The organism is Paraburkholderia sp. RAU6.4a (assembly GCF_050435625.1).
In the GTDB taxonomy this organism is placed as follows: Bacteria; Pseudomonadota; Gammaproteobacteria; order Burkholderiales; family Burkholderiaceae; genus Paraburkholderia; species Paraburkholderia tuberum.
Window position 1 is genome coordinate 2446966 of record NZ_JBNDKQ010000003.1, and the last position, 25535, is coordinate 2472500.

The 25535-nt window shown below is 66.3% G+C and carries 25 protein-coding genes and 1 pseudogene (1 of these 26 running past the window's edge); 19 read left to right on the forward strand and 7 right to left on the reverse strand.

The features are described 5' to 3' along the window. Positions 1 to 299 precede the first annotated feature (299 nt). Positions 300 to 2303, reverse strand: coding sequence for a VTT domain-containing protein (locus OKW40_RS35860; RefSeq protein WP_429493730.1), 2004 nt, complete (start codon positions 2301 to 2303; stop codon positions 300 to 302). Positions 2304 to 2453: 150 nt separating this feature from the next. On the opposite strand from OKW40_RS35860, the gene OKW40_RS35865 reads away from it, so the two are divergent. Both OKW40_RS35865 and OKW40_RS35870 read left to right on the forward strand, forming a co-directional pair. After that, the gene (locus tag OKW40_RS35865) at positions 2454 to 2846 is read left to right on the forward strand and encodes a hypothetical protein (RefSeq protein ID WP_429493731.1); all 393 of its coding nucleotides are present in this window, start codon (positions 2454 to 2456) and stop codon (positions 2844 to 2846) included. A gap of 47 nt (positions 2847 to 2893) precedes the next feature. After that, complete coding sequence (locus OKW40_RS35870) at positions 2894 to 3370, forward strand: OsmC family protein (protein WP_090806238.1); 477 nt, start codon at positions 2894 to 2896, stop codon at positions 3368 to 3370. A gap of 70 nt (positions 3371 to 3440) precedes the next feature. Here the strand turns inward: OKW40_RS35870 and OKW40_RS35875 are convergent, their stop codons facing one another. Together OKW40_RS35875 and OKW40_RS35880 are read right to left on the reverse strand one after the other, a co-directional pair. After that, a complete protein-coding gene (locus OKW40_RS35875; protein ID WP_013091435.1) occupies positions 3441 to 3674 on the reverse strand; it encodes a hypothetical protein in 234 nt (77 codons plus the stop codon). 86 nt (positions 3675 to 3760) lie between these two features. Beyond that, positions 3761 to 4231 carry an Lrp/AsnC family transcriptional regulator gene (locus OKW40_RS35880; RefSeq protein ID WP_018425024.1) on the reverse strand — a complete coding sequence of 157 codons (471 nt, stop codon included), beginning with the start codon at positions 4229 to 4231 and terminating at the stop codon, positions 3761 to 3763. A gap of 154 nt (positions 4232 to 4385) precedes the next feature. Between OKW40_RS35880 and OKW40_RS35885 the strand changes: the two genes are divergently transcribed. Both OKW40_RS35885 and OKW40_RS35890 read left to right on the forward strand, forming a co-directional pair. After that, entirely contained in the window at positions 4386 to 5066 is a 681-nt protein-coding gene (locus OKW40_RS35885) for a LysE family translocator (protein ID WP_429493732.1), read from the forward strand. Positions 5067 to 5227: 161 nt separating this feature from the next. Further along, positions 5228 to 5554 (forward strand): YnfA family protein, encoded by a 327-nt coding sequence (locus OKW40_RS35890; protein ID WP_429493733.1) that lies wholly within the window; start codon positions 5228 to 5230, stop codon positions 5552 to 5554. Between the two features lie 35 nt (positions 5555 to 5589). Here OKW40_RS35890 and OKW40_RS35895 read toward each other — a convergent pair whose 3' ends face one another. After that, the gene (locus tag OKW40_RS35895; RefSeq protein WP_184068086.1) at positions 5590 to 6102 is read right to left on the reverse strand and encodes a DUF1993 domain-containing protein; all 513 of its coding nucleotides are present in this window, start codon (positions 6100 to 6102) and stop codon (positions 5590 to 5592) included. Between the two features lie 311 nt (positions 6103 to 6413). Here OKW40_RS35895 and OKW40_RS35900 point away from each other — a divergent pair, with 311 nt between their 5' ends. From OKW40_RS35900 to OKW40_RS35920, 5 genes are all read left to right on the forward strand, one after another. Next, positions 6414 to 7973 carry a S53 family peptidase gene (locus tag OKW40_RS35900; protein WP_429493734.1) on the forward strand — a complete coding sequence of 520 codons (1560 nt, stop codon included), beginning with the start codon at positions 6414 to 6416 and terminating at the stop codon, positions 7971 to 7973. 80 nt (positions 7974 to 8053) lie between these two features. Next, positions 8054 to 9718 carry a S10 family peptidase gene (locus OKW40_RS35905; protein ID WP_429403296.1) on the forward strand — a complete coding sequence of 555 codons (1665 nt, stop codon included), beginning with the start codon at positions 8054 to 8056 and terminating at the stop codon, positions 9716 to 9718. A 184-nt stretch (positions 9719 to 9902) separates the two neighbouring features. Beyond that, complete coding sequence (locus OKW40_RS35910) at positions 9903 to 10577, forward strand: hypothetical protein (protein ID WP_429353935.1); 675 nt, start codon at positions 9903 to 9905, stop codon at positions 10575 to 10577. A gap of 79 nt (positions 10578 to 10656) precedes the next feature. Beyond that, positions 10657 to 11007: a hypothetical protein gene (locus OKW40_RS35915; protein ID WP_018425032.1), complete on the forward strand. Its 351-nt coding sequence runs from the start codon at positions 10657 to 10659 to the stop codon at positions 11005 to 11007. 427 nt (positions 11008 to 11434) lie between these two features. Then, complete coding sequence (locus OKW40_RS35920) at positions 11435 to 11701, forward strand: RNA recognition motif domain-containing protein (RefSeq protein ID WP_429493735.1); 267 nt, start codon at positions 11435 to 11437, stop codon at positions 11699 to 11701. Between the two features lie 111 nt (positions 11702 to 11812). On the opposite strand, the gene nadE is transcribed toward OKW40_RS35920, so the two are convergent. Further along, positions 11813 to 12673, reverse strand: a complete 861-nt coding sequence (nadE, locus tag OKW40_RS35925) for an ammonia-dependent NAD(+) synthetase (RefSeq protein WP_429493736.1) — start codon at positions 12671 to 12673, stop codon at positions 11813 to 11815. A 450-nt stretch (positions 12674 to 13123) separates the two neighbouring features. Here nadE and OKW40_RS35930 point away from each other — a divergent pair, with 450 nt between their 5' ends. Next, on the forward strand, positions 13124 to 14071 hold the full coding sequence (locus OKW40_RS35930; protein ID WP_184068100.1) for a L,D-transpeptidase: 948 nt from the start codon (positions 13124 to 13126) through the stop codon (positions 14069 to 14071). A gap of 36 nt (positions 14072 to 14107) precedes the next feature. Here the strand turns inward: OKW40_RS35930 and OKW40_RS35935 are convergent, their stop codons facing one another. Together OKW40_RS35935 and OKW40_RS35940 are read right to left on the reverse strand one after the other, a co-directional pair. After that, positions 14108 to 14977 carry a DMT family transporter gene (locus OKW40_RS35935; RefSeq protein ID WP_429493737.1) on the reverse strand — a complete coding sequence of 290 codons (870 nt, stop codon included), beginning with the start codon at positions 14975 to 14977 and terminating at the stop codon, positions 14108 to 14110. A gap of 86 nt (positions 14978 to 15063) precedes the next feature. Then, positions 15064 to 16620 carry an ABC1 kinase family protein gene (locus OKW40_RS35940; RefSeq protein ID WP_429493738.1) on the reverse strand — a complete coding sequence of 519 codons (1557 nt, stop codon included), beginning with the start codon at positions 16618 to 16620 and terminating at the stop codon, positions 15064 to 15066. 295 nt (positions 16621 to 16915) lie between these two features. On the opposite strand from OKW40_RS35940, the gene OKW40_RS35945 reads away from it, so the two are divergent. The 9 genes and pseudogenes from OKW40_RS35945 to OKW40_RS35985 all read left to right on the forward strand — a co-directional run. Then, a complete protein-coding gene (locus OKW40_RS35945) occupies positions 16916 to 17671 on the forward strand; it encodes a DeoR/GlpR family DNA-binding transcription regulator (RefSeq protein ID WP_184068108.1) in 756 nt (251 codons plus the stop codon). A gap of 507 nt (positions 17672 to 18178) precedes the next feature. Further along, complete coding sequence (phnS, locus tag OKW40_RS35950) at positions 18179 to 19270, forward strand: 2-aminoethylphosphonate ABC transporter substrate-binding protein (protein ID WP_429353931.1); 1092 nt, start codon at positions 18179 to 18181, stop codon at positions 19268 to 19270. Positions 19271 to 19343: 73 nt separating this feature from the next. Then, positions 19344 to 20444, forward strand: coding sequence for a 2-aminoethylphosphonate ABC transport system ATP-binding subunit PhnT (gene phnT / locus OKW40_RS35955; protein ID WP_429493739.1), 1101 nt, complete (start codon positions 19344 to 19346; stop codon positions 20442 to 20444). Continuing rightward, positions 20422 to 21384, forward strand: a complete 963-nt coding sequence (locus OKW40_RS35960; RefSeq protein WP_184068117.1) for a 2-aminoethylphosphonate ABC transporter permease subunit — start codon at positions 20422 to 20424, stop codon at positions 21382 to 21384. The genes phnT and OKW40_RS35960 overlap by 23 nt, the downstream gene beginning before the upstream one ends. Continuing rightward, positions 21374 to 22237, forward strand: a complete 864-nt coding sequence (phnV, locus tag OKW40_RS35965; RefSeq protein WP_184068119.1) for a 2-aminoethylphosphonate ABC transport system, membrane component PhnV — start codon at positions 21374 to 21376, stop codon at positions 22235 to 22237. The genes OKW40_RS35960 and phnV overlap by 11 nt, the downstream gene beginning before the upstream one ends. 107 nt (positions 22238 to 22344) lie before the next feature. Next, a complete protein-coding gene (locus OKW40_RS35970) occupies positions 22345 to 23100 on the forward strand; it encodes a phosphonate utilization associated transcriptional regulator (protein WP_184068122.1) in 756 nt (251 codons plus the stop codon). A 106-nt stretch (positions 23101 to 23206) separates the two neighbouring features. After that, positions 23207 to 24487: a phosphonoacetate hydrolase gene (gene phnA, locus OKW40_RS35975; RefSeq protein ID WP_429493999.1), complete on the forward strand. Its 1281-nt coding sequence runs from the start codon at positions 23207 to 23209 to the stop codon at positions 24485 to 24487. Continuing rightward, positions 24484 to 25403: pseudogene (locus tag OKW40_RS35980) on the forward strand (aldehyde dehydrogenase family protein). Before phnA ends, OKW40_RS35980 begins: the two are co-directional and overlap by 4 nt. Before the next feature lie 3 nt (positions 25404 to 25406). Further along, on the forward strand, positions 25407 to 25535 hold the start of the coding sequence (locus OKW40_RS35985) for a phosphonate degradation HD-domain oxygenase (protein ID WP_184068126.1). It continues 432 nt past the right edge of the window; only the first 129 of its 561 coding nucleotides appear in the window; it begins with the start codon at positions 25407 to 25409; its stop codon lies off the right edge, out of view.

Sequence of the window (25535 nt, forward strand, 5' to 3'; positions counted from 1 at the left end):
AATTGCGCGTCAATTGGCGATTCGCTTTCGTGACAATTCGTTGCGCGGCCAATGCGGCGACTGAATGCTTTCTTCAATAGGCGAATTTCCGGTATTGCTCCGGCGCGCTTGCATTGTCGAGTTCGCTCACGCGCGGCATATGGCGCAGCAGGCGTTTCGCCCGTGGCGCCAATTGCTGATAGACGGCGCCGGGTACGTCGATGTGGACTTCCGAAGCGGCCCACGGTTGTCTCCTTTATCGAATCGTCTGGGGATGCCTAAGATGCCTGAAGTTGCCTGGATGTGCCTGGATGTGCGGCTCATTGCCTCGGCGAGACCAGCAGCGACACCGGCACGCCGTGACAATCGACCTCCGCGAGAACCGTCGCGCCGAGCTCGGCGCCCGACCTGGTGGGCGCGTCGAACGGGCTCGCGTCGTGATCGATGCGCAGAATGTTCAGCGGCCAGGACGGCCGCGTCAGCCGCTCGTGCGCGAACGCGCCGACCCAAAGCGGCGCCGCGGAGGTGCCGTTGTCGACCGCGTAGCCGCTCGGCCAGAAGCGAAGCACGTAGCGTTCCTCGCGCGAATTGCCCGGTCGCATGAAGACCAGCGACGACGGCACGCCATTGTTCAGCTTCGGCAGCACCGGCAGCGACACCGCCGCGACGTCGGGCGAAGCGAGCGACAGCAGGCTGTGCGCGGACACGTCGGTGCCCTCGACCCAGCCCTGCGCGCGCAACTGCTCGCGTATCGAAGCGGGCTCGGAGACCCATTGCAGCGTCAGCGGCTCCTTGCGATCGCCGCCCATGTCGGAGCGAAAGCACGGCAGCCGCTTCCACCCGGAGAGCTTCCACTGCGTCTGCGTGAACTGCACGGGGGGTGGTTGCGGCGCGCCGTCCGGCGGCGTCGGCATTGCGAGGCCGAGCTGCAGGCCGACACTGAGCGCTACGACCGCGAGCACCACGAGCGGCATGAAACGGCGCGGCGGCGGCGGCCGCGGATGCCGCCAGATCGCCGTCAGCGCAATCAGCGCGACCCACACATACGCGAGCGCCGCGCCGCCGATCGCGTCGGACACCCAGTAGCGGCCGAAGTAGACGCCCGCGAGCGCGACCACGATCACGACGATGATGCTGGCGCCGGCAACCAGCACGCCTCCGAGCTTGCCGATCCGGCGCGCGAGCAGAAACGCGAGAAAGCCGTAGATGATCACCGTCGCGGCGACGTGATTGCTCGGAAACACGAAGTGGCCACTCATGAGTTCGTTGGGCGGGGCGCGGCGCATCGCGAGTTGCAGACCGAGAATCAGCAGCTGCGAAAACACGACCGCCGCGAGCCAGTAGACGATCGTGCGCCAGCGCCGCTCCCACACCATCCACAGGGCAACCGTGACGACCAGCGCGAACAGTGTGATGCCGCTGCCGAGCGTCGCGAGCGCCGCGAGCAACGTGTCGCCCCACGGCGTGCGTATCGATTGCAGAAAGTGATAAACGGACAGGTCGATGGTCGTCAGCGGATCGCCGCTGACGACGTCGTCAAGGATCCCGAAGAAAAGCGCGCCGGCCACCAGCACGATCAGCGACGTCGCGAGCAGGTGGGTCGCATCGGGCGTGTCGGGGTCGAGCATGCGGCGCGCGATGCGGCCGAGCGGACCCGGATGGCGGCATGCCCAACTGCCGAGATGACGGCCTGCCGCGCTCGACCAGGCATTCGCGTGCGACACCAGAAACCCAGCGCCGCGAAAGCTGAGCCACACGATGCACGCCAGCATCGCGATGATCACGACGAGCCGGAACGACACCGCCCCCGCGAGCAGCACCGACGCGCCGAACACGACGCCGGGCAGGATGTGCGCGGGCGCCCACAGCAGCGCGGAGAGCACGTTGATCGAGAGGAAGCGCAGCGGCCGCATGCCCATCATGCCCGCGACGACCGGCACGATCGCCCTCAGTGGGCCGATGAAGCGGGCGAGCACGACGCTCTTCGCGCCATGCTTCAGAAAGAAGCGCTGGCCCGCGTCGAGTACGCCGGGGTGTGCGCGGAACGGCCACAGCGTGACGATGCGCTCCCTGTAGCGAGCGCCGAGCCAGAAGCTGGCGCCGTCGCCGGCGACCGCGCCGACGATCGCCCACACGAAGACCCAGGCAAGGCTCAGCGAGCCGGTGCCCGTCAGCGCGCCGGCGAGGAACATCGCGGTGCTGCCGGGGACGAAGGTGCCGATGACCGCGATCGCTTCGAAAAAAGCGGCGAGGAAAACGATCGCGAGCATCCACGTCGAGTGGCCGGCGAGCAGATGCAAAAGGTGGATGTAGGCGTGCTCCATCGTGCGCAATCGGCCGTTCGGGCGTAACGATCGATCATAACGCGCACGGACACGCCGTGGGCGCGGGCGGGAGCGGCGCTGCTGCATCGGTCGCGCGATCGGCTCAGAATAGATATCGTGCTCGGCGGATCGATGCGATTGGGGGTGGCTATGAAGACAGCAACAGGTGGGATCGTGTGGTCGGTGTTGCTTGCGGCGCTGTTGACGGTGGGGGCCGCTGCAACGGTAGAGGCCCAGCAACCGGGCAATCCTGGCGGTAGCCAAAACGGCACTCGTGCGGGCACGAACGCGGGCACCAGCGGGGGCAGCGGGGGCAGCGGCAATGCGGCTGTCGGCGGCGCGATGGGCATCGGTACCGGCGTCAGTCCGAGTGCCATGCCGGGGCCCGGCATGTCGGCGGGCGGCTCGTATGGGCTCGGCTCGGGTGGCGCGACCGGCTCGGGCGCCGCGCTCAACAACATGCGCGCGAACGGCACGGCGCTCTATATGAATCCCGACCCACGCGCGCCGAACGTGACCGGCCGCGCGGCGCCGCCGCGCTAGTGTGGCGCGGATAGAATGCAGGTCCGATCCGACCAAAGGGGAAGCGAATGGCGCACGGCGAGCACAAGTACCACGTATCGGTGAAATGGACCGGCAACCGCGGCAGCGGTACCTCCGGCTACCGCGACTACGACCGCGATCACGTGATTTCTTCCGGCGGCAAGCCCGACATTCCGGGCTCGTCGGATCCGGCGTTTCTCGGCGACGCGACGCGCTGGAATCCCGAGGACCTGCTGGTCGCGTCGGCGAGCGCGTGTCACAAGCTGTGGTATCTGCATCTGTGCTCGGAGGCGGGCATCGTCGTGCTCGACTATCGCGACGACGCCGAAGGCACGATGCTCGATACTGCGCAGGAAGGCCGCTTTTCGCAGATCGTGCTGCGCCCGCGCGTGACGATCCGCGCGAGCGGCGATGTCGAGCTGGCCACGCATCTGCATCACGTCGCGCATCAGAAGTGCTACGTCGCGAACTCCGTCAATTTTCCGATTCTCTGCGAGCCGGTGGTGGAGACGGACGCGCGTTAAGGCGCATGCGGCGGCGCGAAGCGTGCGAGCCGGCTGGCGAGCGGGGCGCCGGCCAGACGCTCGCTAGCGCTCAACGATTGCCGTCGAGCAGATCGCCGAGCAGTTCGTCGAACGCGGCTTGTGCGTCTTCGAGTTCCTGCAGCGCGGCGTCGAAAGTCTGCAACGCAAATTGCGAGGGCTTGCCGCTGCCTGCCGGCGGGAATTGCGATTGCAGCGACGCGAACGCGGTCTGCACCCGCTTGGTGGCGGTCAACACGCGTTCCATTGCGGCGGTTTCTTCGGCTCGCGCCTTGTCGTGATCCATGAGAACTCCGGGGTCGTCGGGTTGCGTCGGAACGGCTCGTGCCGCTTCAAAAGGGGACTAAAGGGGGGACTATGCCACGTTCGCGCTCAGGACAGCGGCAGACCGCCAAACGCTTTCACTTCGCGCAACGATAAGGCCGATTCCACCGACGTCACGCCCGGCAGGCCGCGCAGTTCGTCGCGCATGAACGTGCCGTAGTCGTCGAGGTCGCGCGCGACGATCTGCAGGATGTAGTCGGCGCTGCCCGACACGTTGTGGCACGACAGGATCCGCGGGATCGCCTGCACCTCGCGCTCGAAGCGCGTGGCCACCACGCGGTCGTGCACCGCGAAGCGCACGAGCACGAACGCGATCACGCCCAGACCGAGCCCGGCGCGCGACAGCACCGCGCGGTAGCGGTCGATGTAACCATCGTTCTCCAGACGTTTCAGACGCCGCGCGCAAGGCGTCTCGCTGAGGCCGACCATCTCGGCGAGACGCGCATTCGACATGCGGCCGTCGTTTTGCAGCGCGGCGAGAATCGCGCGGTCGGTTTTGTCGAGATCGTCCGTGGACATGGTCGGGAGGGGGGCTGCAGGGTGGTGGAAGGCGTCGTCAGATGTCGAAATATTAGCGCATTCCGCTATTTTTTGAATGCAGAGGACTGAAAGTCGCCAGCAAACGCTCCGCATCCGATAGCAACATGGAGCCTCGAACAACAAGGAGGCTCCGATGATTTCCGCTCACCTGCTGGCCGTCTACGTGGCGGCATTGATTGTCGTTTATGCGGTGCCTGGGCCGGACATGGCGCTGATCCTGCAAACCAGCATCGCGCGCGGCGTGCGCAGCGGCTTCGCGGCCGCGGCGGGGCTCGGCGTATCGCGCGCGACGCACGTGACGCTGTCGGCGTGCGGCATGGCGGCGCTGCTGCGCAACGCGCCGTGGCTGTACGACGCGGTGCGCTATGCCGGCGCCGTCTATCTCGCGTGGGTGGGGATTCAAATCTTCCGCTCGCCCGGGTTCGCATTGCCGGCCGGGTCGCGCGACGGGCAAGCGGCCGGCGCGCCGCGAGTGGAATCCACTGCTTCGAGCGATGCGGGCAATGCGGTGCGGCCCTTGCGGACCGCGTTCGTCAAAGGTCTGCTGACGAACCTGCTCAACCCGAAGGCGCTACTGTTCTGCTCCGTGCTGTTGCCGCAATTCGCGCGGCCGGAAGCGGGGCCGGTAGCGTGGCAGATGGTCGAGCTTGGTGTCGTGCTGCTCGTGATCGGCGCATGCTTCGACGCGTTGTATGCGATCGGCGCTGCGCGCATCGCCAACTGGATGCGCGTCCATCCTTTGGCGCAGACGGTACAACGGTGGACCTTCTCGGCTGCGTTGATCGGCTTCGCGCTGCGGCTTTCGCTCGATTGAACTTTCGCTGGATTGAAACTTGGAGCTGGCTTTTGCATTCGTCGCGCGTGCGCATACAGCCGATGCAAAGGCCGCGGTGCCAAGTGATTGTGTTAATAAAGCCGATAGCGCGGCCGGCCGCGCGCACGCGCGGCGACACAACCACCTTCTCACGCTCATCGATGCAAACCTTCCTGCTGTATGTCGTGACCGCTGTCGCCGAGATTCTCGGCTGTTACCTGCCGTGGCGCTGGCTAAAACAGGGCGGCTCCGCGTGGCTGTTGCTGCCAGGCGCGGCAAGCCTCGCGCTATTCGCGTGGCTGCTGACGCTGCATGGCACCGCAGCGGGCCGCGTGTATGCGGCCTACGGCGGCGTGTACGTGGCGGTCGCGATTGCGTGGCTGTGGGTCGTGGAGGAGGTGCGGCCCACGCTGTGGGACGCGGCAGGCGTCGCGCTGACGCTGGCCGGCATGGCGGTGATCGCATTCCAGCCGCGCCTGCACACGTGAGGGCGGCCGCGCGATCGACGACCCGCCTGCTCCGTTTACTGCTGCATCCCGCCCAGATAGTCGAGCTTACCGAGCTCGACACCGTTATGACGCAGGATGTCATACGCGGTCGTCACGTGGAAATAGAAGTTCGGCAGCACGAAACCGAACAGATATGACGCTCCGGTGAACTCGATCGAACCCGTCCGCATTTTCAGCGTGATGGTGCGGCTTTCCGAACCGTCGATCTGCGCCGCATTGAATTCCTTCAGGTAATCGATCGTTTTCTGGATACGGGCCTGCAGTTCATCGAAAGTCTGCTCGACGTCGTCGAACTTCGGCGGCTCGACGCCGGCGAGGCGCGCCGCGCAACCCTTCGCGGTATCGCTCGCGATATACACCTGGCGCACGAACGGCAGCATGTCCGGCGCGAGCCGGGCATTCGTGAACACCGACGGTTCGATCTGCTTTGCGGCCGCGTGCGCTTCGGCCTTGCCCAGGATGGCCTGCAGGTTCGTGAGGCCGCGAATCAGCACAGGCAGTGATGCTTGATACATCGAAATTGACATGGGTTCCTCTGATTTCTCGATCGTGCGCGCAGTCGGCGCGCGCGGCAATGAAACGGCGGGAATGCCGCTTGAGCATCATAGCGTGTCGCATCCACGCCGCGCATTAGACCCTGGCCATGCGGACGACTGTCGCGCTGGCCGGAACTGTGTTCGAATGCTTTGGTCGGACGCTTGGACGAAGTTCTTGAACAACCCCTGCCGCGTATCGCCACGATGCGCTTCATGCAGGCGCGTGGCGTGCCTGGCCGCCGCCGGGCCGCGCGGTCGTGCATGACCGCGTGCCAAGCCACGCTAAAAGGAGAGTCGATACCATGGTCACCAAGCATCCATTGCCGGGCAGCGAGCGAAAGGTCGCGCAGGGCACGACGGTCATCGGGCAATGCGATCCCGCCGAGCGGATCGAGGTCTTCGTGATGCTGCGCCGCCAGCAGCAGGCGCAGTTCGACGCCTTGATGAAACGCATCGAAGCCGGCGACGCGAGCGTGAAGCCGCTGTCGCGCGAGGCGCTCGCCCAGGACTACGGCGCCGCGCCCGATGACATCGCGAAGGTCCGCGCGTTCGCGGCCGCGCATGGGCTCACCGTCGCGCGCGAGGATCCGGCGGCGCGCTCGGTGCTGCTGAGCGGCACGATCGCGCAATTCCAGAGCGCGTTCGAGGTCAAGCTCGAGCTCTACCGGCATCACGCGGCCGGCCAGTTCCGTGGCCGCACCGGCACGATCAGCGTGCCGGACGATCTGCATGGCGTCGTGGAGGCGGTGCTCGGACTCGACAACCGGCCGCAGGCGCGTCCGCACTTTCGCATCCGGCCGCCGTTCGTGCCGGCGCGCGCCGGGCAGACGTCGTACTCGCCGCCGCAGCTCGCCTCGCTCTACCAGTTTCCGCAAGGCGACGGCGGCGGTCAGTGCGTCGGCATCATCGAGCTCGGCGGCGGCTACAACACGTCGGACCTCAAGACCTATTTCTCGAGCCTCGGTGTAAGCGAGCCGACCGTGACCCCGGTCGGCGTCGATCAGGCTGGCAACGAGCCGAGCGGCGATCCGAACGGGCCGGACGGCGAGGTCACGCTCGACATCGAGATCGTCGGCGCCATCGTGCCGGGCGCGGCCATCGCCGTGTACTTCACGCAGAACAGCGACGCCGGCTTCATCGACGCGGTGAGCCGCGCGGTGCACGACACAACTAACAAGCCGTCGGTGATCTCGATCAGTTGGGGGGCGCCGGAATCAGTGTGGACCAGCCAGTCGATGCAGGCGCTCAACAGCGTACTGCAATCGGCGGCGGCGCTCGGCGTGACCATCTGCGCGGCCTCGGGCGACAGCGGGTCGAGCGACGGCTCGGGCGGCGGCGACGCGGTCGACTTCCCGGCGTCGAGCCCGTATGTGCTCGCCTGCGGCGGCACGCACCTGAGCTCGTCCGGTTCGGCGATCACGCGCGAGGTCGTGTGGAACGACGGCGAGCAGGGCGGGGCCAGCGGCGGCGGCGTGAGCAGCGCGTTTCCGGTGCCGGCGTGGCAGCAGGGTTTGTCGGCCACGGCGACGGGCGGCGGCGGCCAGCCGCTCGGCGGGCGCGGCGTGCCGGATGTCGCGGGCGATGCCTCGCCGTTGACCGGCTACGACGTGCTGGTCGACGGAATGCAAACGGTGGTGGGGGGCACCAGCGCGGTCGCGCCGCTGTGGGCGGCGCTGATCGCGCGCATCAACGCGGCGAAGGGACAGCCGGCCGGCTTCGTCAACGCTAAGCTGTACAAGGCGCCGGGCGTCTGCAACGACATCACGCAGGGCAACAACGGCAGCTTCGCGGCGTCGAAGGGGTGGGATGCCTGCACGGGACTGGGCAGCCCCAATGGCGGGAAGGTGGCGGGCGCACTATAGTCTGCAACACAGCGCATAACACAACAACGAGACGTAAGAACGAGGACGCATGGCAATTAAAACGAACCCTTGGAGCGATCATGACGAATACAGAATCAGCTTCCGGTAGCCAGCATTCGCCGCACAACACGCATGCCACGGCCTCGGCAGGCGCGTCCACCGCCACGAGCGCGCCGCACAAGGCCGGCGACCAGCCGCTCTTCGACCCGCTCGCCTATGGCAACGGCCCGGACGATTCGGTTACCGATACAGTCGAGACGGCCGCGATCACGCATCATTCGGTGACGATCGGCGCTCACAAGATCGACTACACGGCGACCGCGGGCCATCTGGTGATCGTCGATCCGAGCAGCTCGCAACCGTCGGCGAGGATGTTCTACGTCGCGTTCACGCAGGACAATCAGAAGGAAGAAACGCGGCCGGTCACGTTTTTCTATAACGGCGGGCCGGGGTCGTCGTCGGTATTCGTGCTGCTCGGCTCGTTCGCGCCGCGCCGCATCAAGACGTCGATGCCGGGGTTCACGCCGCCCGCGCCTTATTCACTCGAAGACAATCCGGACAGTCTGCTCGACAAGAGCGACCTGGTGTTCATCAATCCGGTCGGCACCGGCTATTCGGCGGCGATCGCGCCGAAGAAGAATCGCGACTTCTGGGGCGTCGATCAGGACGCGGATTCGATCAAGCAGTTCATCAAGCGTTTCCTGACGAAGAACAACCGCTGGAATTCGCCGAAGTATCTATTCGGCGAGTCCTACGGCACGGCGCGTAGCTGCGTGCTCGCGTACCGGCTGCACGAGGATGGGGTCGATCTGAACGGCATTACGCTGCAATCGTCGATTCTCGATTACACGCAATCGGGCAATCCGGTCGGCGCGCTGCCCACGGCGGCCGCTGACGCGTGGTATCACAAGAAGCTCGGCGTCGCGCCGCGGCCGACCGATCTCGGCGCGTTCGCCGAGGAGGTCGCGCAGTTCGCGCGCACCGACTACCTGGCCGCGCTGCGCAAGTTCCCGACCACAGATTCCGCGACCACCGAAAAGCTCAGCGAATACACCGGCATCGACAAAACGACGCTGCTCGCGTGGAGCCTCGACATCGCGGGCTACGACAGCCGCGGCAATTCGCTGTTCCTGACCACGTTGCTGAAGTCGCAAGGCCTCGCGCTCGGCGCCTACGACGGCCGCGTAACGGCGATCGACACCGGCATCGCCGGCAAGATCGACCCGAACTCCGGCGGCAACGATCCGACGATGACCGCGGTCACCGGCGTCTACACGACGATGTGGAACGTCTATCTGAACGAGCAGTTGAAGTACACGTCGAACTCGTCGTTCACCGACCTCAACGATCAGGCGTTCAAGTACTGGGATTTCGGCCATATCGATCCAACCGGCGCGCAGAAGGGTCTCGACTCGACAGGCAACATCATTCTGTACACGGCCGGCGACCTTGCCGCCGTGATGGCGCTCAATCCCGACCTCAAGGTGCTGTCGGCGAATGGCTTTTTCGATTTCGTCACGCCGTTCTATCAGACCGTGCTCGATCTGCAGCAGATGCCGCTGGTCAGTCAGCAGGTGCGGCAGAACCTGTCGGCACGGTTCTATCCATCTGGGCATATGGTGTATCTCGATGGCGGTTCGCGCACCGCGCTGAAAGCCGACCTCGCAAAGATGTACGAAGAGACGGTGTCGAACGCGCAGGCGCTCGGGCGGATCCGCGCGTTGCAGGCGCGGGTGGCGAAGTAGAGGCGGCGGGGCGCCCCCACTCATCGCGACGTCGCGCTGGGTTGGTCTGTGCCGGCTCGCGGCGGCTGCCGCGAGCCGGCAAACGCCGCGCCCTCATGTCCGGCTTTTGTACTCATCCATATTGAATGTGTTTTAATTGCCTTGCGAATTGAACTACCGCGTGCCGCCGCCGGCGCGCCGACGAATGAACGCAGGCATCGCAGACACCCATCGGCGCGGTCTTTCCCGCGACACGACCAGCAGCAATGACGCGGCCAACGCGCCGCGGCTCGGACGCACGCGCGTCCTTCGTCCGCGCGTGCGCATCACGCACCGTGCGCTGCTCGTCACCGTTGGCGCACTGCTCGCGCTGCGCATCGGAGATGCCGCCGCGCAACCGAGCGCCATGCTCGACGAACGCGTGAGCCAGCAGTCGATCGGCCAGACGATTTGCCGCCCCGGTTATGCGGAAACCGTCGCGCCGCCGTTCGACGAACTGATGGCGCACAAGGATCGCATGCTTGCCGCACGCGGCATCGATGCGGATGACGTCGCCGCGTTCGCGCTCGACCGGCGTGTGCCGATCATGCTCGGCGGATCGCCCGATGCGCCGGCCAATCTCGATCTGTTGCCGTGGTCCGGCCCGCAGGGCGAGCGCCGCAAGGCACGCGCGGCGGCGCTGCTCAAGCGCTGCGTCTGCGAAGGCAAGCTGAGTCTCGCGCAGGCGCAAGCGGTGATCGTCGGCAACTGGTCGGCGGTGTATGCGGGCTTTGGCCAGGCGTCCTGCGACGTGAGCCGGCTCGAGTTCGCGACTCGCGACGACGATGGCGTCGACAGCGAAGACAGCCGACGCGGCGACGCGCATGCCCGCCAGCGTTGAGCGCGCCGCGCGTCCGCACGCTTGCGCATTCCTCGCGGAACCACGGTTCTCTGCCCCTCACTTTTTTCGGAGAAACACGATGACCCATTCCCGTCTCGCCGCCGTCGCGCTGACGATCGGCTGCCTGAGCGGCAGCGCCGCCGCAGTTGCCGTCGCGCCCGCGCATTGCGCGCGCGCCAATGAGCTCGAGATTCGCGGCGACGTGCCCGCGGCGCTCAGCTTCGACGTGTATCGGCAACTGCGCCCGCTGGATGCGCAGCGAATCGCGCTGTTCGAGGCCGCTGGCGAAGTGAAGCGTCTGCCCGACGGCCTGCCGGTATGCCAGATCGCCGATGACGGCGTCGAGGATCCTTCCGCGGTGCTGGTCCGCCTGCCGCAAGGTAAGAATGCGTGGTGGGTGAGCGCGGCGAACGTGCAAGCGGCGGACTGATCGGCGCGATCAGTCCGCCTTTGCCCACGTCCCCCGCACGCTGCCTTCGACGATAGGTCTGCGTGCCGGGCCGGGGCTGGCCAGGCATGCAAGGTGCCGAGGCAGCCGATGTCTTCCCAGGATTGTCGCGACCGATTCAGGTACAGTGCATCGACGGGGACGTTTCGCCATTGCCTACGACGCTGCGTCACAGTGTGTTCGCTGTCGAAGCGGGCTATCCTGAAAACAGGATGCAATTCGCACAGGAGATTTGAACGATGGCCTTTTACTTGTCATGGCTCGCTATGGGGTTGGCCGGCGCGACCGGCGTCGTCGCACTTCGCGCACTCGGCGCGACTCAGACGAAGCAGCGTGCCGCGCTGCGAGCGGTGCGTATCGCAAGCGCTGACCAACGGACGGACCGCCAGGCGCGGCGAGGGTAGGCCGCATGAACCTGACCGTGCGCAATATCGCCGAATCGTGCAGCGAGCAGGACGTGCGGGAATTTCTGAAGCGCGAACTCGGCCGTTACGCGAAACACGTCGAGGTGGTGGACGTCGGCAAGCCCGGCGCCTACGCGACGATCGAACTCGACGCGAGCGTGCCGTATGTCGGCGACGTGATCGCGCGGCAGATTCACGGCAAGCAACTGGGTGGCCAGCCGCTCGAAGCGAGCGCCGATCTGTTCAGCGACGAACCGCCGCCCGAGCAGTAAGCGCCGCGGATGGTGCAGTAAGCTCTATTGTTTTCGAAGGCGGTGGACAGGCGCGACGACGCGAGCATGTCCACCGCCTTTATTCGTTTGAGAGCGCCGTTCGCGGCCGCATCATTGCCCATCCGGCGACGCCGGCCAATCGAACGGCGTATACGGCAGCGCCCGCTTGTGACGCGTCGCGTTGTAAAACTGCAGGACCACGTCACGCACGGTATCGCTGACCGGATTGCCTTCGAGAAAATCGTCGATCGCGTCGTATGGGATGCCATATGCGTCTTCGTCGGGACGAAGCGGCCGCAGCATCTCGAGGTCGGCGGTCGGCACCTTATGCGCCAACGCGTCGGGCGCGCCGAGCGTATTCGCGACCGCACGCACGCGGCGCTTGCTGAGCCCGGCGAGCGGCAGCACGTCGGCGCCGCCGTCGCCGAACTTCGTGAAAAAGCCCATCACCGATTCGGCCGCGTGGTCCGTTCCGATTACGACGCCCGAGCGCGCGCCAGCCACCGCGTATTGCGCGATCATCCGCTGGCGCGCCTTGATATTGCCGTGCACGAAATCCCGCTGGGATTCGTCCTTGAACGACACGCCGCTTTTATCGAGCGACTCGAGCATCGCATCGGCTGCGGGTTTGATATCGATAGTCAGATTTTCGTCGGCGCGAATGAAGCGTAATGCCTCGAGCGCATCCGCTTCATCGCGTTGTTTGCCGTAAGGCAGACGGACGGCGACGAAACTCGCGTCGTAATGGTTCGCCCGCAAACGCTCGACCGCGAGTTGCGCGAGACGCCCGGCCGTAGTCGAATCGACGCCGCCGCTAATGCCGAGCACATAAGTTCTCAGGTGGCTGTTGCGCAGATAGTTCGCCAGAAAATCGACCCGGCGCTCGATTTCGCGGCTTGCGTCGAATTCGGCGGCGACGTGCATTTCGGTCGCGATGCGGGCCTGGCGCGCGGCTGGATCGGATTGAGCCATGATCGTTGTTGTCCTCGCGAGAGAAAAAGCGATTGAAGTGGCTTGAAACAGATTGCAAGCAGGTTGAAAAACGGCGTGAGTATCGGCACGTGCCGCCGTCTTCTGTCTACCTTTCGTCGAACGAAATCGTATATTGCCTTTTGGGGTTTGATTTTCCGATGACCGATTTAATTGCGTATTAATTGCGTTTTCGCTGGCATGTCGATTGTCGAAAACTAGCCGATCATTTTTGAAGAGTTCGCAGGTTAGAAGGTATTTTCATCGACACGCCTCGCTTCGCTGAGTAACATCGGTCGTGCCGAACGCCGCAGGGACCCGGCGTGCGATCAATAATAATCATGTTTGCTCCAAGACGCGATGAGATACCCAGATCGGCCTGGCCAGCCTGGATTGAACCGCCTGAGGATTTGCGCGTGGGTTTGCGCAGCCGTCGTCTCGAGTGCCGGTGCGATGGCGGCGCCGGTTCATGCGGCGGCGCCCGGTGGCGCTCAGTCACCTGCATCCGCGACATCAGCGGCGCATACGGTGAATCTGGCCAATCCGGGCAACGCATGGAATGGCGCGAGCCGGCCGTTGCCCACGATCGACGCCGCCACCATCGCCGCGCCCGACGCGGCTGGCGTCGTCGATCCGCGCCGCGCGTTCCTGCTGCGCGACGTATTCGCGCGGGACGTGACGCGCCGGCTCAGACTGCCCGTCGCGGCGCAGCGAGCGTACGCCGATCGTCTGGAGACGGCGCTCAATGAGAACGAGCTTGGCAATCTGTCGGGCGAGTACGTGGTGCTCGTCGATCGCAATGCGAACGTGCAGGCGCTCCTGATTTACTTCCGCCCGGCGCCCGCCGACAACTGGCAGATGATCGGCGCATCGCCGGTATCCACGGGACGGCCCGGCGAGTACGACCACTTCATCACGCCGCTCGGCGTGTTCGAACATACGCCCGACAACATGGATTTTCGCTCCGAGGGCACGCAGAACGAAAACCATATTCGCGGCTACGGACGGCGCGATATGCGCATCTTCGACCTCGGCTGGGCGCTGGGTGAGCGCGGCTGGGGCAAGGGCGGCATGTCGCAGATGCGCTTCCAGATGCACGCGACCGACCCCGAGCGGCTCGAACCGCTGCTCGGCATTCGTCATTCGAAGGGCTGCGTGCGGATTCCCGCATCGCTGAACACGTTTCTCGATCGCTACGGGATTCTCGACGCAGCATATGCGCAGCTCGTCGATTCCGGCCAATCGCTGTGGGTGCTGAAAAGCGACCGGCAGATCATGCCGTGGGCGGGGCGTTTTATCGTCGTGGTCGATTCTCAGCGCAAGAGTCGGCCGGCGTGGTCGCCAGCACCGGGCGCGGTTGCGCGAGCGAAAATGCCCGCGCGCGCGGATACGGCCGACTGACGGGCGCTTGGTGGCAATACTGGCGCGCGGCGCCCCTCACGACCTCGCCAACGACACGCCAGCCAGCGCGACCGCAAATCCGGCGATCTGCACTGGCAGCAGCGTTTCGCCGAACCCCAGATACCCTTCGAGCGCGGCAAGCGGCGGCGCAAGAAACAGCAGAGCAGTCGCGCGCGCCGCATCGCCGCGCCGGACCATCCAGACGAGCAACGTGACGCTGATGCCGGACAGCATCACGATGCCCCACGCGAGCGATGCCCACAGCGTCGGCGACGCGATCCAGCGATGCTCACCGAGCGCCAGCGCCAGCACCCCAGCGACGATCGCCGCGCCGACGTTCTGCACGGCGCTCGCGCTGCGAATATCGGCCTTTGCGAGCGAGGTCTTCTGGAACAGCGTGCCCGCCGTGATCGCCCCCACCGCGACGATCGATATCAGCACGACCAGCCACGCGGGTGCGTTGCCGTGCGTGGGCGGCGTCGCGGCAGCGAGCTTCGGCGCGAGCACCAGCACGACGCCGGCGAGGCCGAGCGCCATGCCGCTCCAGCCGCGCCGCGACAAGCGCTCGCCGAACAGCGGCGCGGCGACGGCGGCCGTCGCGAGCGGCTGCAGCGCGCCGAGCAGCGCCATCACGCCGGCGCTCAGACCTTGCGCGACGGCCCAGTAGCCGGCGCCGAGATAGACGCCTTGCAGCAGCGCGCCCGCGGCCAGGTGCTTGCCGAAGTCGCGTCCGGTCGGCCAGGCTGCGCGCGCGACCAGCGTGGCCAGCGCGAAGACCAGCGCGGTGCCGCCGAAGCGGGCAAGCAGAAACAGATTGGGATCGGCGTAAGGCGTGATCGCGCGGGCGACCACGAAACCGGTCGACCACAGCACGACGAAGACGGCGGCAAGAAAGGAAGCGAGCATCGAGGCGGGAGGCGTGAAAAAGCCGCCATGTTGGCGGCACGGGCGGCGCGCGTCTTGTTCAAAGCTGCAAGGCGCGCGCGGGACCGTCACCACGCGAGCAGCGTCATCCCCGCTCCGAGCACGCCGCCACAGACGACGCATGCCCACAGCAGCCAGCGCGTGCGCCGGTATTCGCGCGCGAGATCCGCGAGCAGTTGCGCGTTCTGCTGCGGGGTGCCGGTGCGTTCGTGCTGCTGCAGATAGCGCACCGCCAGTTGCGGCACGCGCGGCAGCATATGCGCGAGATGCGGCAGCTCGTGTGACAGTCGCTTGAGCCAGCCGCGATGATCGAGATCGCGTCGCGCGATATCGGCGAGCACGCCGCGCGCGATGTTCCATGTATCGATGCCCGGATGCAGCGCCCGCGCGAGCATCTCCGCCTGCTGGAACGAGCGCTGCGCGGTCGCGAGCGCGCCCGGCACGTGGCCGTCGAACGGTTGCACGCCGTGCAGCAGATGGTGAAACAGCGAACCCGCCGAGCGATCCTCGGGCGCCGCCGCGAAGTGCGCTTCGGCGCGCGTGCGCAACTCGGCTTCGAGCAGCTCGGCGCGCGTGTCGTCCGGCACGTGGCCGGCCTCGCGATGCATGTCGGCGAGCCGCCCGTAGTCCTGGTCGAACAACGCGGTCGCGCCGTGCACGAAAAATTCGCGCTCGTCGCTCGACAGCGTCGCCATGATCGAGAACTCCGCGAGCACGAGGCGCCCGAGCGTGTCCGGCTCGATGCTGACGCGCACGCGGCGCGCATCGAGCGTCGCGTGGAAGAAGCCATGCTCGAATGCCTGCTCGGTGACGACCTCGACGATATGCGCGGCGAGCGGCGCCAGCTTGATGCCGTGCGCGTGCAGACCGGGCAGGTCGTTCGCGGACAGCGTGTTGACGCGCTGCATCGTCAGCGTGTGGTCGGTGCACAGCTCCCAAATCACGTCCGGCACGACGATGCGCTTGTCACCGTCGAAATGGTGGCCGGTCTGGCTCAGATTCGCGGCTTCGGCGCGCAGGTCGAAGCGGCGCAGGATGTCGTCGGTGAAGGTTTGCGCGAGCGCGCGCAACTGCAGCCGGCGCGCGACGCGCGACAGCTTTTCGAGCCAGCGCGCGACCCAGCGCAACAAAGCGAGTTCATCGCCGATCTGTTGCAATTGCTGCGCGCGCACGAGCTTGACGGCGACTTCGTGATGACCTTTGAGCGGCATCGCGAGCCGCGCGAAATGGGTCTGCTCGGCGAAGCCGCTGCGTACCGGCACGAGGTCGACCGCGCTGAACAGCTCGCCGAGCGGCCGGCCGAACGCGCGAGTCAAAGCCAGCGCGGAGTCGTCCGGCGACAGCGGCACTTCCATGTGATCGATGGCGTCCAGCGCGTCATGCAGCGTGCCGCTCGCGAGCTCGGGGCGCCTGGCGAGCGTCTGCGCGAAGCGGCTCGCGAGCGGACCGAGCGCCGGCAGCAGACCATGCAACTGCGCGCCGCTGCGCTCCGACGCATGCACGCGGCCGATCAGTTCGATCATCCAGTGCAGCTTGTGGTCGGGCGGGGCGGCGAGCCAGATCAGGCGCGCGCCGTAACGCAGCGCATGGAACAGCAGCAGTAGACGGCGAAACAGTGGCGGCATCGGCGGTTCGGTTGACGGGCGAGGCGTTGTGCGCGGGACTCGGCCGGGCGGCGGCGTTGCGTTCGCCGCATGGCCGGCGAGTCCAGCCGTCAAGGTTAGCAGGTCGGCGCGATGGCTGGCGTGTTCGCGCGCAAGGGCGGCTCGATGCAAGCCGAGCGCGCCATGAACGCGCCCCCACGCCACCCTGAGCGCCACCTGCACGCCAGCACCGACGACGCTCAATACGCGTAATACAATACGGCGGCCTTCCTCAACCACGGCGAAACCCAAGCGTGCCGGCTTCCGGCCTTCTCAGATGCTCGCAGAACAACGTCATCAATACATCCTCGCGCAAGTCGCAAAGAACGGCGCGCTGTCGGTCGCCGAACTGGTGCGCGAACTGAACGTATCGCGCGAAACGATCCGTCGCGACCTCAACGCGCTGGCCGGCCGCGGCCTGCTCGTGACGACACACGGCGGCGCGTTGTCGAGCGATCGGCGCGAGCCCGATCTCGATACGCGCGAAGCCGAGAACGCCGGTGCGAAGCGTGCGATCGGCGAGCGCGCGGCCGAGTTCGTGCCGGACGGCGCATCGCTGATCATCGATTCGGGCAGTACTACGCAGTCGGTCGCGCGGGCGCTGCTCGACCGGCATCGGCTGACGGTCTACACCAACGACTGGCGCATCGCTTTGCTGCTCGGCCGACGCAACGACAATCGCGTGACGTTGCTCGGCGGCGAGCTGTCCGATATCGAAGACGCTACCTTCGGCCTCGACACGGTTCAGCAGCTCACGCAGTACCACGCCGATTTCGCGTTCATTGGCGCGGGCGGAATTTCGCCGGACGGCTATCTCACCGACTACAGCCGCATGGCGGCCGAAGTACGCAGCCGCATGATCGCCGCGGCCGACATGGTGGTCGTCGTCGCCGATCATTCGAAATTCGGACGCGTGACGCCGGTGCGCATCAACGGGATCGAGTCGGCGCGGTATCTGGTCACCGAACTGGCGCCCGAGCGCGCGCTTGGCACGGCGATCACCGCGCATGGTCCGGAGATTCTGATCGCCTGAGACGGGCTGGCAGGGCGGTTCCCGCCGCGTTCGTACGCCGCTCGCGCTGAGCGACATTCCGCGCCCGCCAAAATCTAAATACAAAAAAGCCACCCGCCCCCTCCGCATTTTCCCGACGCACCGTGCATACATCGTCATTTTCGCCATGTACGATCCACACGGGATCGGCGCGCGGGGTCCGCTTTGGGGTGGCGCGACGAATTCCATCGGTTGGCGGGAGTTGGCAATTTGTGTCGTTTTTTGGGATTCGGCGCAATCGTCATGGCCTTGTCATCGAAACCTGTGATTCTTGCCGTGCCGCGCTCAGGCGCGGCAGGCAGCGCGGGTATGGTAGGGGGCTGTCAGTCAGGCTGGGCGAGAAGCGGCAAAGTTGTCGGCAATCTGCAATCCACGACAGACCGGCGCGGCAACCGCAGCGGGCAACACGCAAGCGGCGCGTGCCGCCGTTCAATCACTACAGGTATGGGTTATCCCGACCGTCTGGTTTTTAGCTTCGGAGAGAGCGACATGAAAAAGACGAATTCCCTTCACGCCGCGGCCGGCCTCGCGCGCAAACTGCTGCCGGCGCTGGTCGCCGCGGCCGCGTTCGGCGGTGCCGCGATGCAGGCTCATGCGGCCGACGCCGTCGTGCTGTACACGGCCGACGGCCTCGAAAATCTGTACAAGGATGTGCTGCCGGCCTTCGAAAAGAAGGAGGGCGTGAAGGTCAATATCGTCACGGCGGGTAGCGGCGAAGTCGTGAACCGCGCGACCATCGAGAAGGATCAGCCGAAGGCCGACGTGCTCGTCACGCTGCCGCCGTTCATTCAGCAGGCCGACCAGAGCGGTCTGCTGCAGGCGTACCAGAGCGCCAACTACAAGAACGTGCCGGCCATCGCGAAGGCGCCGAACGGCGCGTGGGCGACCTTCGTGAACAACTACTTCTCGTTCGCGATCAACCCCGAAGTCACGAAAACCGAGCCGAAGACGTTCGCGGACCTGCTGCACCCGGACTTCACCGGCAAGGTCGCGTATTCGAATCCGGCGACCGCCGGCGACGGCATGGCGGTGATCATCCTGACCTCGTCGCTGATGGGCGAAGACCAGGCGTTCGACTATCTGAAGAAGCTCGAACAGAGCGCCAAGTTCCACACCAAGGGCACGGGCTATCTCGACGTGCTGCTGTCGCGTAACGAGATCGCGGTCGCCAACGGCGATCTGCAGATGGATCTCGACGACGCGGCCAACGGCGGCCTGTCGCTGAAACCGGTGTTCCTCGCCGCCACGCCCGGCGGTCAGCCGACCACGTTCCAGCTGCCGTACGCGATCGCGCTGATCAAGAACGGTCCGAACCAGGCCGAGGGCAAGAAGCTGATCGACTATCTGATGTCGACGCAAGTGCAGTCGAAGGTGCCGGACATCTTCGGCATTCCGGGTCGCAGCGACGTGCCGCTCGCCGGCAAGAACGGCGAAGCGGTCAAGCAGGCGATCAGCGGCGTCAAGCTGATTCCGGTCGACTGGAACCACGTGATGGCGAAGAAGGCCGACTGGACCGCGCGCTGGAAGAGCGACGTGATCGGTTCGTCGGGCAAAGAGATCGAAGTGGTCAAGCCGAAGTAAGTCGATTCAGGCGGCGCTTCGCACGTAATGCGCGGCGCCGCATCAGCATTAATCCTGTTGGAGGACGACTCCGGTGAATACGGCCAGTCTCGCTCACCCCAATGCGCCTGGCGCTCCGCTGGATGCGCTCGACGCTGCGCGTTCGGACGCGCCGGGCGGCGTGCAGATCGATCACCTGACGGTGCGCTTCGGCGCGCGCACGGTGCTCGACGATCTGTCGTTGACCATCCGGCGCGGCGAGTTGCTCACCGTGCTCGGGCGCAGCGGCTGCGGCAAGACGACCTTGCTGCGCTTCATCGCGGGCTTCATCGAGGCCGACGGTCTGGCCGGCACGCTGACGGTGGCCGGCCGCGATCTGACGCACATGCCGCCGCACAAGCGCAACCTCGGACTGCTGTTCCAGAGCTACGCGCTGTTTCCGCATCTGACGGTATTCGAGAACGTCGCGTTCGGGTTGCGCGCGCGGCGTATTCCGGCGCGCGACGTCGCGCGCCGCGTCGCCGAGGTGCTGAAGCTCGTGCAGCTCGGCGATGCCGGTCACGTGATGCCCGCGCAACTGTCGGGCGGCATGCAGCAGCGCGTGGCGCTCGCCCGCGCGCTCGTGATCGAGCCCGACGTGCTGCTGCTCGACGAACCGCTGTCGGCGCTCGATGCCAATCTGCGCGCGTCGGTGCGCTCCGAACTGAAGGCGCTGCATGAACGCCTGCCGAATCTGACGATCGTCTGCGTGACGCACGATCAGGACGACGCGCTCGTGCTGTCCGACCGCACGCTGCTGATGCGCGATGGCCATATCGCGCAGCTCGGCACGCCGCAGCAGCTGTACGACTCGCCGGCCGACGGCTTCGTCGCGCGCTACCTCGGCGCGGCCAATCTGCTGCCGCCGCAGGTCGCGTTCGGCATGGACGACGCGCGCTACAACGAGCGCGAACGTGTCGCGTGTCTGCGTCCGGAGGCGCTGCGCATCGTGCCGCTCGGAGAGGGGCAGTTGCACGGCGCGATCGCGTCGGTCGAGTGGTACGGCGCGGCCTTGTCGGTATCGGTCGTGCTCGATGCGCTGCCGAACGACCCCGTGCTCGTCACGCTGCAGCGTGGTCTCGGCATGACGCCGGAGAAGGGCGCGCGTGTTTCCCTGCGTTACGAGGCTGGCGATGTCGTCCTTATCAAGCCCTGATACGTCCAACCCGCTCGACCTTGCCGCGCAAGCCGAGGTCGAAGCCGCCGCCGCGCGCCGTCTCGCGAGCGCGGCGGCGCACGCGGCCGCCGTCAAGCGGCGCGAGCGCCTCGCGCAATGGCATCTGCTGTTCATTGCAGTCGTGGTGCTCGGACCACTCGTCATCTATCCGCTGGTGCGGCTCGTGATGCTGAGTCTGACCGGCGCGCATGGCCTGTCTGGCCACGCGTACGTAACGTTCTTCGGTAACCCCGAAACGCGCGGCGTGATCGGCACCACGCTCGGCATCCTGTTCGCGAGCGCGAGCCTGGCGTCGCTGCTCGGCGTGGCGCTCGCGTCGCTGCTGTTCTTCAAGCCGTTTCCGGGCGCGCGCATGGTCACGCGCTTTCTCGAACTGTTCGTCGCGTTCCCGTCGTTTCTGGTCGCGTTCACGCTGATCTTTCTGTACGGCTCGCAAGGCTCGGTCAGCATCGGGCTGCAGCGGCTGTTCAATCTGCAGGCGCCGCCGCTCGATTTTCTGTTCGGCATCGGCGGCGTGATTCTCGCGGAAGTCGTGTTCTATACGCCGTTCGTCGTGCGTCCGACGTTGGCGTCGTTCGCGCTGCTCGACCAGCGACTGATCGAAGCCGCGCGCAGCCTCGGCGCGAACGGCCTGATGGTCGCGTTCAAGGTGATCCTGCCGCTCGCGTGGCCGGGCATCGCGGCCGGCACGATCCTGTGTTTTCTGCTGACGCTCAACGAGTTCGGCATTCTGCTGGTGCTCGGCAGCGCCCATCTGATCACGCTGCCGGTCGCGATCTACAGCGCCGCCACCGTCGATCTCGATCTGCCGACCGCCGCCGCCGGCGCGGTCGTGATGCTGCTGATGTCGTTGTCGTTGTACGCGTTGTACCGGCGCGTCAATCGTCGCAAGGTGAAAGGAGCCGGTCATGGCCGTTGAACTCGATCCGACCGTGCTGCCGGTCATGCACAAGAAGGGCCGGCCGGTGCGGCACAGCCTCGCGGTGCGACTGCTCGGCGGTCTGTTTCTCGGCTTTGCCGCGCTGCTGTGCTTCTGGCTGTTCGTGCTGCCGGTGTTGGTCGTCGCGCTATCGAGCGTCGCGTCGCACTGGTCCGGCACGATCCTGCCCGACGGCTTCAGCATGCGCTGGTTCGAGCGCCTCGGTTCGAGCGACTTCGACGCGCTGACCACCAGCCTCGAAGTCGGCATGGGCGTCGCGGTGCTCGGCACGATCCTCGGTTTGTGGCTCGCGCTCGCGCTCGAAGGACGCGACCGGCGCGGCCTTGGCGCCGTCATCGACACGATCGCGATGATGCCCAACGGCGTGCCGAGCGTCGTGCTCGGCCTCGCGGTGCTGATCGCGTATCACAAACGGCCGCTCGATCTGTCGAGCTCGGCGGCGATCGTGGTGTTCGTGCAGCTCGCGCTGGTACTGCCGTTCTGCTACCGCTGCGCGGCCGCCGCGCTGCGCCCGGAGCTGACCGTGTTGCGCGAAGCGGCCGCGAGCCTCGGAGCGCCGCCGTCGATGGTGCTGCGCCGCGTCGTGTTGCCGCAACTGGTGCCGGCGATACGCGCGAGTCTCGCGCTCGGCTTTGCGCTGTCGCTCGGCGAACTCGGCGCGACGCTGACCGTATATCCGCCAGGCTTCGCGACGGTGCCGATCGTCGTCGTCGGGCAGGTGGAACGCGGCTATTACCTGCCGGCTTCCGCGCTGTCGCTGATTCTGCTGCTGGTCTCGCTGGTCGCTCTGCTGCTGATCGCGGCGCGCGCTCCGCGGCGCCGGATCGACTGAGCCGACTGAGCCCCGACTGAGCCGAGTGATCGGCGAGCGATTTCGTTGATCTGAAGCACGCGCGCGAACCGGTGAGCATCGATGTAGATGTGGCAAAAGTTGTCAAAATGACAGAATATATGCACTCTGCTTCCGTCGATCCGATCGAGGTCCTGCGCCGCCATTCGCTGACGACGCTGGTGCGCGACGAGATCGAGCGACATATCGTCGGCGGCATGCTGGTGCCGGGCGACAAGCTCAACGAAGCCGACTGGGCGGCGCGATTGCAGGTGTCGCGCGGGCCGGTGCGGGAGGCGTTTCGCGCACTAGAGCAGGCGGGTCTGGTGCGCACCGAGAAGAATCGCGGCGTGTTCGTGCGGACGGTGTCGCTCGCGGAGGCGGACGAGATTTACGCGGTGCGCGCGGTGCTCGAAGAGGGGGCGTGCCGGATGCTCGCGTCGAGCATCGATGCGGGCAAGCTCGCGGTGCTGCGCGACTGGGTCGACGCGATGCGCGCGGCGCTCGCGTCGCACGATCACGATGCGTATGCGCGCGCGAACGTCGCGTTTCACGATGCGCTGGTCGCGGCGGCGGGCAACACGAAGTTGTACGACACGTATCGCAGGCTCGTCAGCGAGCTGAGCCTGTTTCGGTGTGCGGCGCTAGTCGTGCAGGCCGACGCGATGGCGCGCTCGCTCGCCGAGCATCGCGCGATTCTGACAGCGCTCGCGTCGCGCGATGCGGAGCAGGCCGCGCAGTTGATGCGCGCGCATGTGCAGGGCGGGTTGCAGCGCGCGCATGCGGCCTGCGAGGCGGCGGGCGATGCGGCGCACGAGCAGCGCCTCCCGGCAGGCGCGGGTGCGGCCGGCTCGCGCGGGCGATGACGGCGCGGCGATGAAGCCGAGGCAAGCGTACCGGCAAACGCCGCGGCAGCTTCGCCCCACGAACAGACAACCCGGCGATGAAGCTTTTGCAATGACAACCCCGGCAATGGAAAACCACGCGATGACACACCCCGAGCAACGCACGATCGAGGTCAACGGCCGGAGCTACCGGCTGCCTTCGCAACCGACGGTCGTCGTCTGTGTCGACGGCTGCGAGTTTGCGTATCTGGAAGCGGCGGTCGCGGCCGGCGTCGCGCCGTTCATCGGTTCGATGCTCGAGGGCTGCGCGGCGTTTCGCGGCGACTGCGTGATCCCGTCGTTCACGAACCCGAACAACCTGTCGATCGTGACCGGCGTATTGCCGTCCGTGCACGGCATCAGCGGCAACTACTTCTGGGACACCCACGCGAACGACGGCGCGGGCGCGGCGGTGATGATGAACGATCCCGCCTACCTACGCGCGCCCACGCTGCTCGCGGCCGCCGCCGACGCGGGCGCCGCGGTCGCCGTCGTCACCGCGAAGGACAAACTGCGCGGGCTGCTCGGCTCGCAGTTGAAGGGCATCTGCTTTTCGGCGGAGAAAGCCGACGAGGTGACGCGCGAGGAAAACGGCATCGACGACGTGCTCGATCTGGTTGACCTGCCATTGCCCGACGTGTATAGCGCGGGGTTGTCGGAATTCGTGTTCGCGGCCGGCGTGCGGCTCGCGCAGACGCGCAAGCTCGACCTCATGTATCTGTCGACGACCGACTATATCCAGCACAAATGGGCGCCCGGCACCGAAGGCGCGAACGCGTTCTACGCGATGATGGACGGCTATCTCGCGAAGCTCGACGCGCTCGGCTGGGTGATCGGCCTCACCGCCGATCACGGCATGAACGCGAAGCACGATCCGCAAACCGGCGAGCCGAACGTGATCTATCTGCAGGACTTGCTCGACGACTGGCTCGACGCGTCGACGGTGCGCGTGATTCTGCCGATCACCGATCCGTACGTCGTGCATCATGGCGCGCTGGGTTCGTTCGCGACGGTCTATTTGCCGCGCGAGGTCGATGCTGCGTCCGTGATTGCGCGGATCGGCCGCCTGCCGGGAATCGAAGTCGTGCTCGATCGACGCGCCGCGTGTGCGCGCTTCGGGCTGCCTGAGGATCGCATCGGCGATCTGGTCGTGATCGGCACGAAGCATGTGGTGCTCGGCACGCGGCGCGACGAGCACGACCTGTCCGGGCTCACCGTGCCGTTGCGCTCGCACGGCGGGATTTCCGAGCAGGAAGTGCCACTGCTGTTCAACCGGCGCGTTCAGCCGTCAGCCACCGGCAGCGAAGGCAAACGGCTGCGCAATTTCGATATCTTCGACGTCGCGCTCAATCGCGTGTCGACATCATGAACACGGCGCCGCGGGACCATCCTGAGTTCCGCGCCGAAGCGCTGCGGCTGAGCGGCGAGCGCGCGACGCGCGCCCGGACGCTCGACGTGTTCGATCCTTATACCGGCATGCGCGTCGGCACGGTGCCCTTCGCCAGCATCGACGATGTGCGCGCCGCGTTCGACTACGCGCTCGCGTATCGGCCGACGCTGTCGCGCTACGAGCGTTCGCAGATTCTCGAGCGCGCGGCGGTGCTGCTGCGTGAGCGGATCGAACCGGCGTCGGATCTGATTTCGCTCGAGTCGGGTCTGTCGAAGCAGGACTCGCGCTACGAGATCGGCCGCGTCGCCGACGTGTTCCGCTTTGCCTCGTTCGAGGCGTTGCGCGACGACGGTCAGAGTTTCTCGTGCGATCTGACGCCGCATGGCAAAAGGCGCCGCGTGTTCTCGCAGCGCGAGCCGCTCGCGGGCGTGATCGTCGCGATCACACCGTTCAATCATCCGATGAACCAGGTCGCGCTAATGAGGCGGTGGCCGCGGGCGCGCGCCTGCGCCTCGGCAACGAGCGCCGCAGCGCGTTGTATGCGCCGACCGTGCTCGACAACGTCGATCCGTCGATGACGCTCGTGCGCGAGGAAACCTTCGGGCCGGTGTCGCCGGTCATCGCGTTCGACACGCGCGACGATGCGATTCGCATCAGCAACGGAACACCGTTCGGGCTGTCGTCGGGCGTGTGTACGAACCGGCAGGACGCAATCACGCGTTTCATTAATGAGCTGCGCGTGGGCACCGTCAACGTGTGGGAAGTGCCAGGCTATCGGATCGAGCTGGCGCCGTTCGGCGGCATCAAGGATTCGGGGCTAGGCTACGAGGAAGGCGTTCAGGAAGCGATGAAGAGCTTTACCAATCTGAAGACGTTTTCATTACCTTGGGAGTAACAGGTGGCATTGAGTCTCGACGATATCCGTGTGCTCTTCGAGCGACACGGCAGCCTCGCGTATAGCGGCGAGCCGGTGACGCAGCTCGAGCACGCGTTGCAGAGCGGCGCGCTCGCCGAGGCGGAAGGCGCG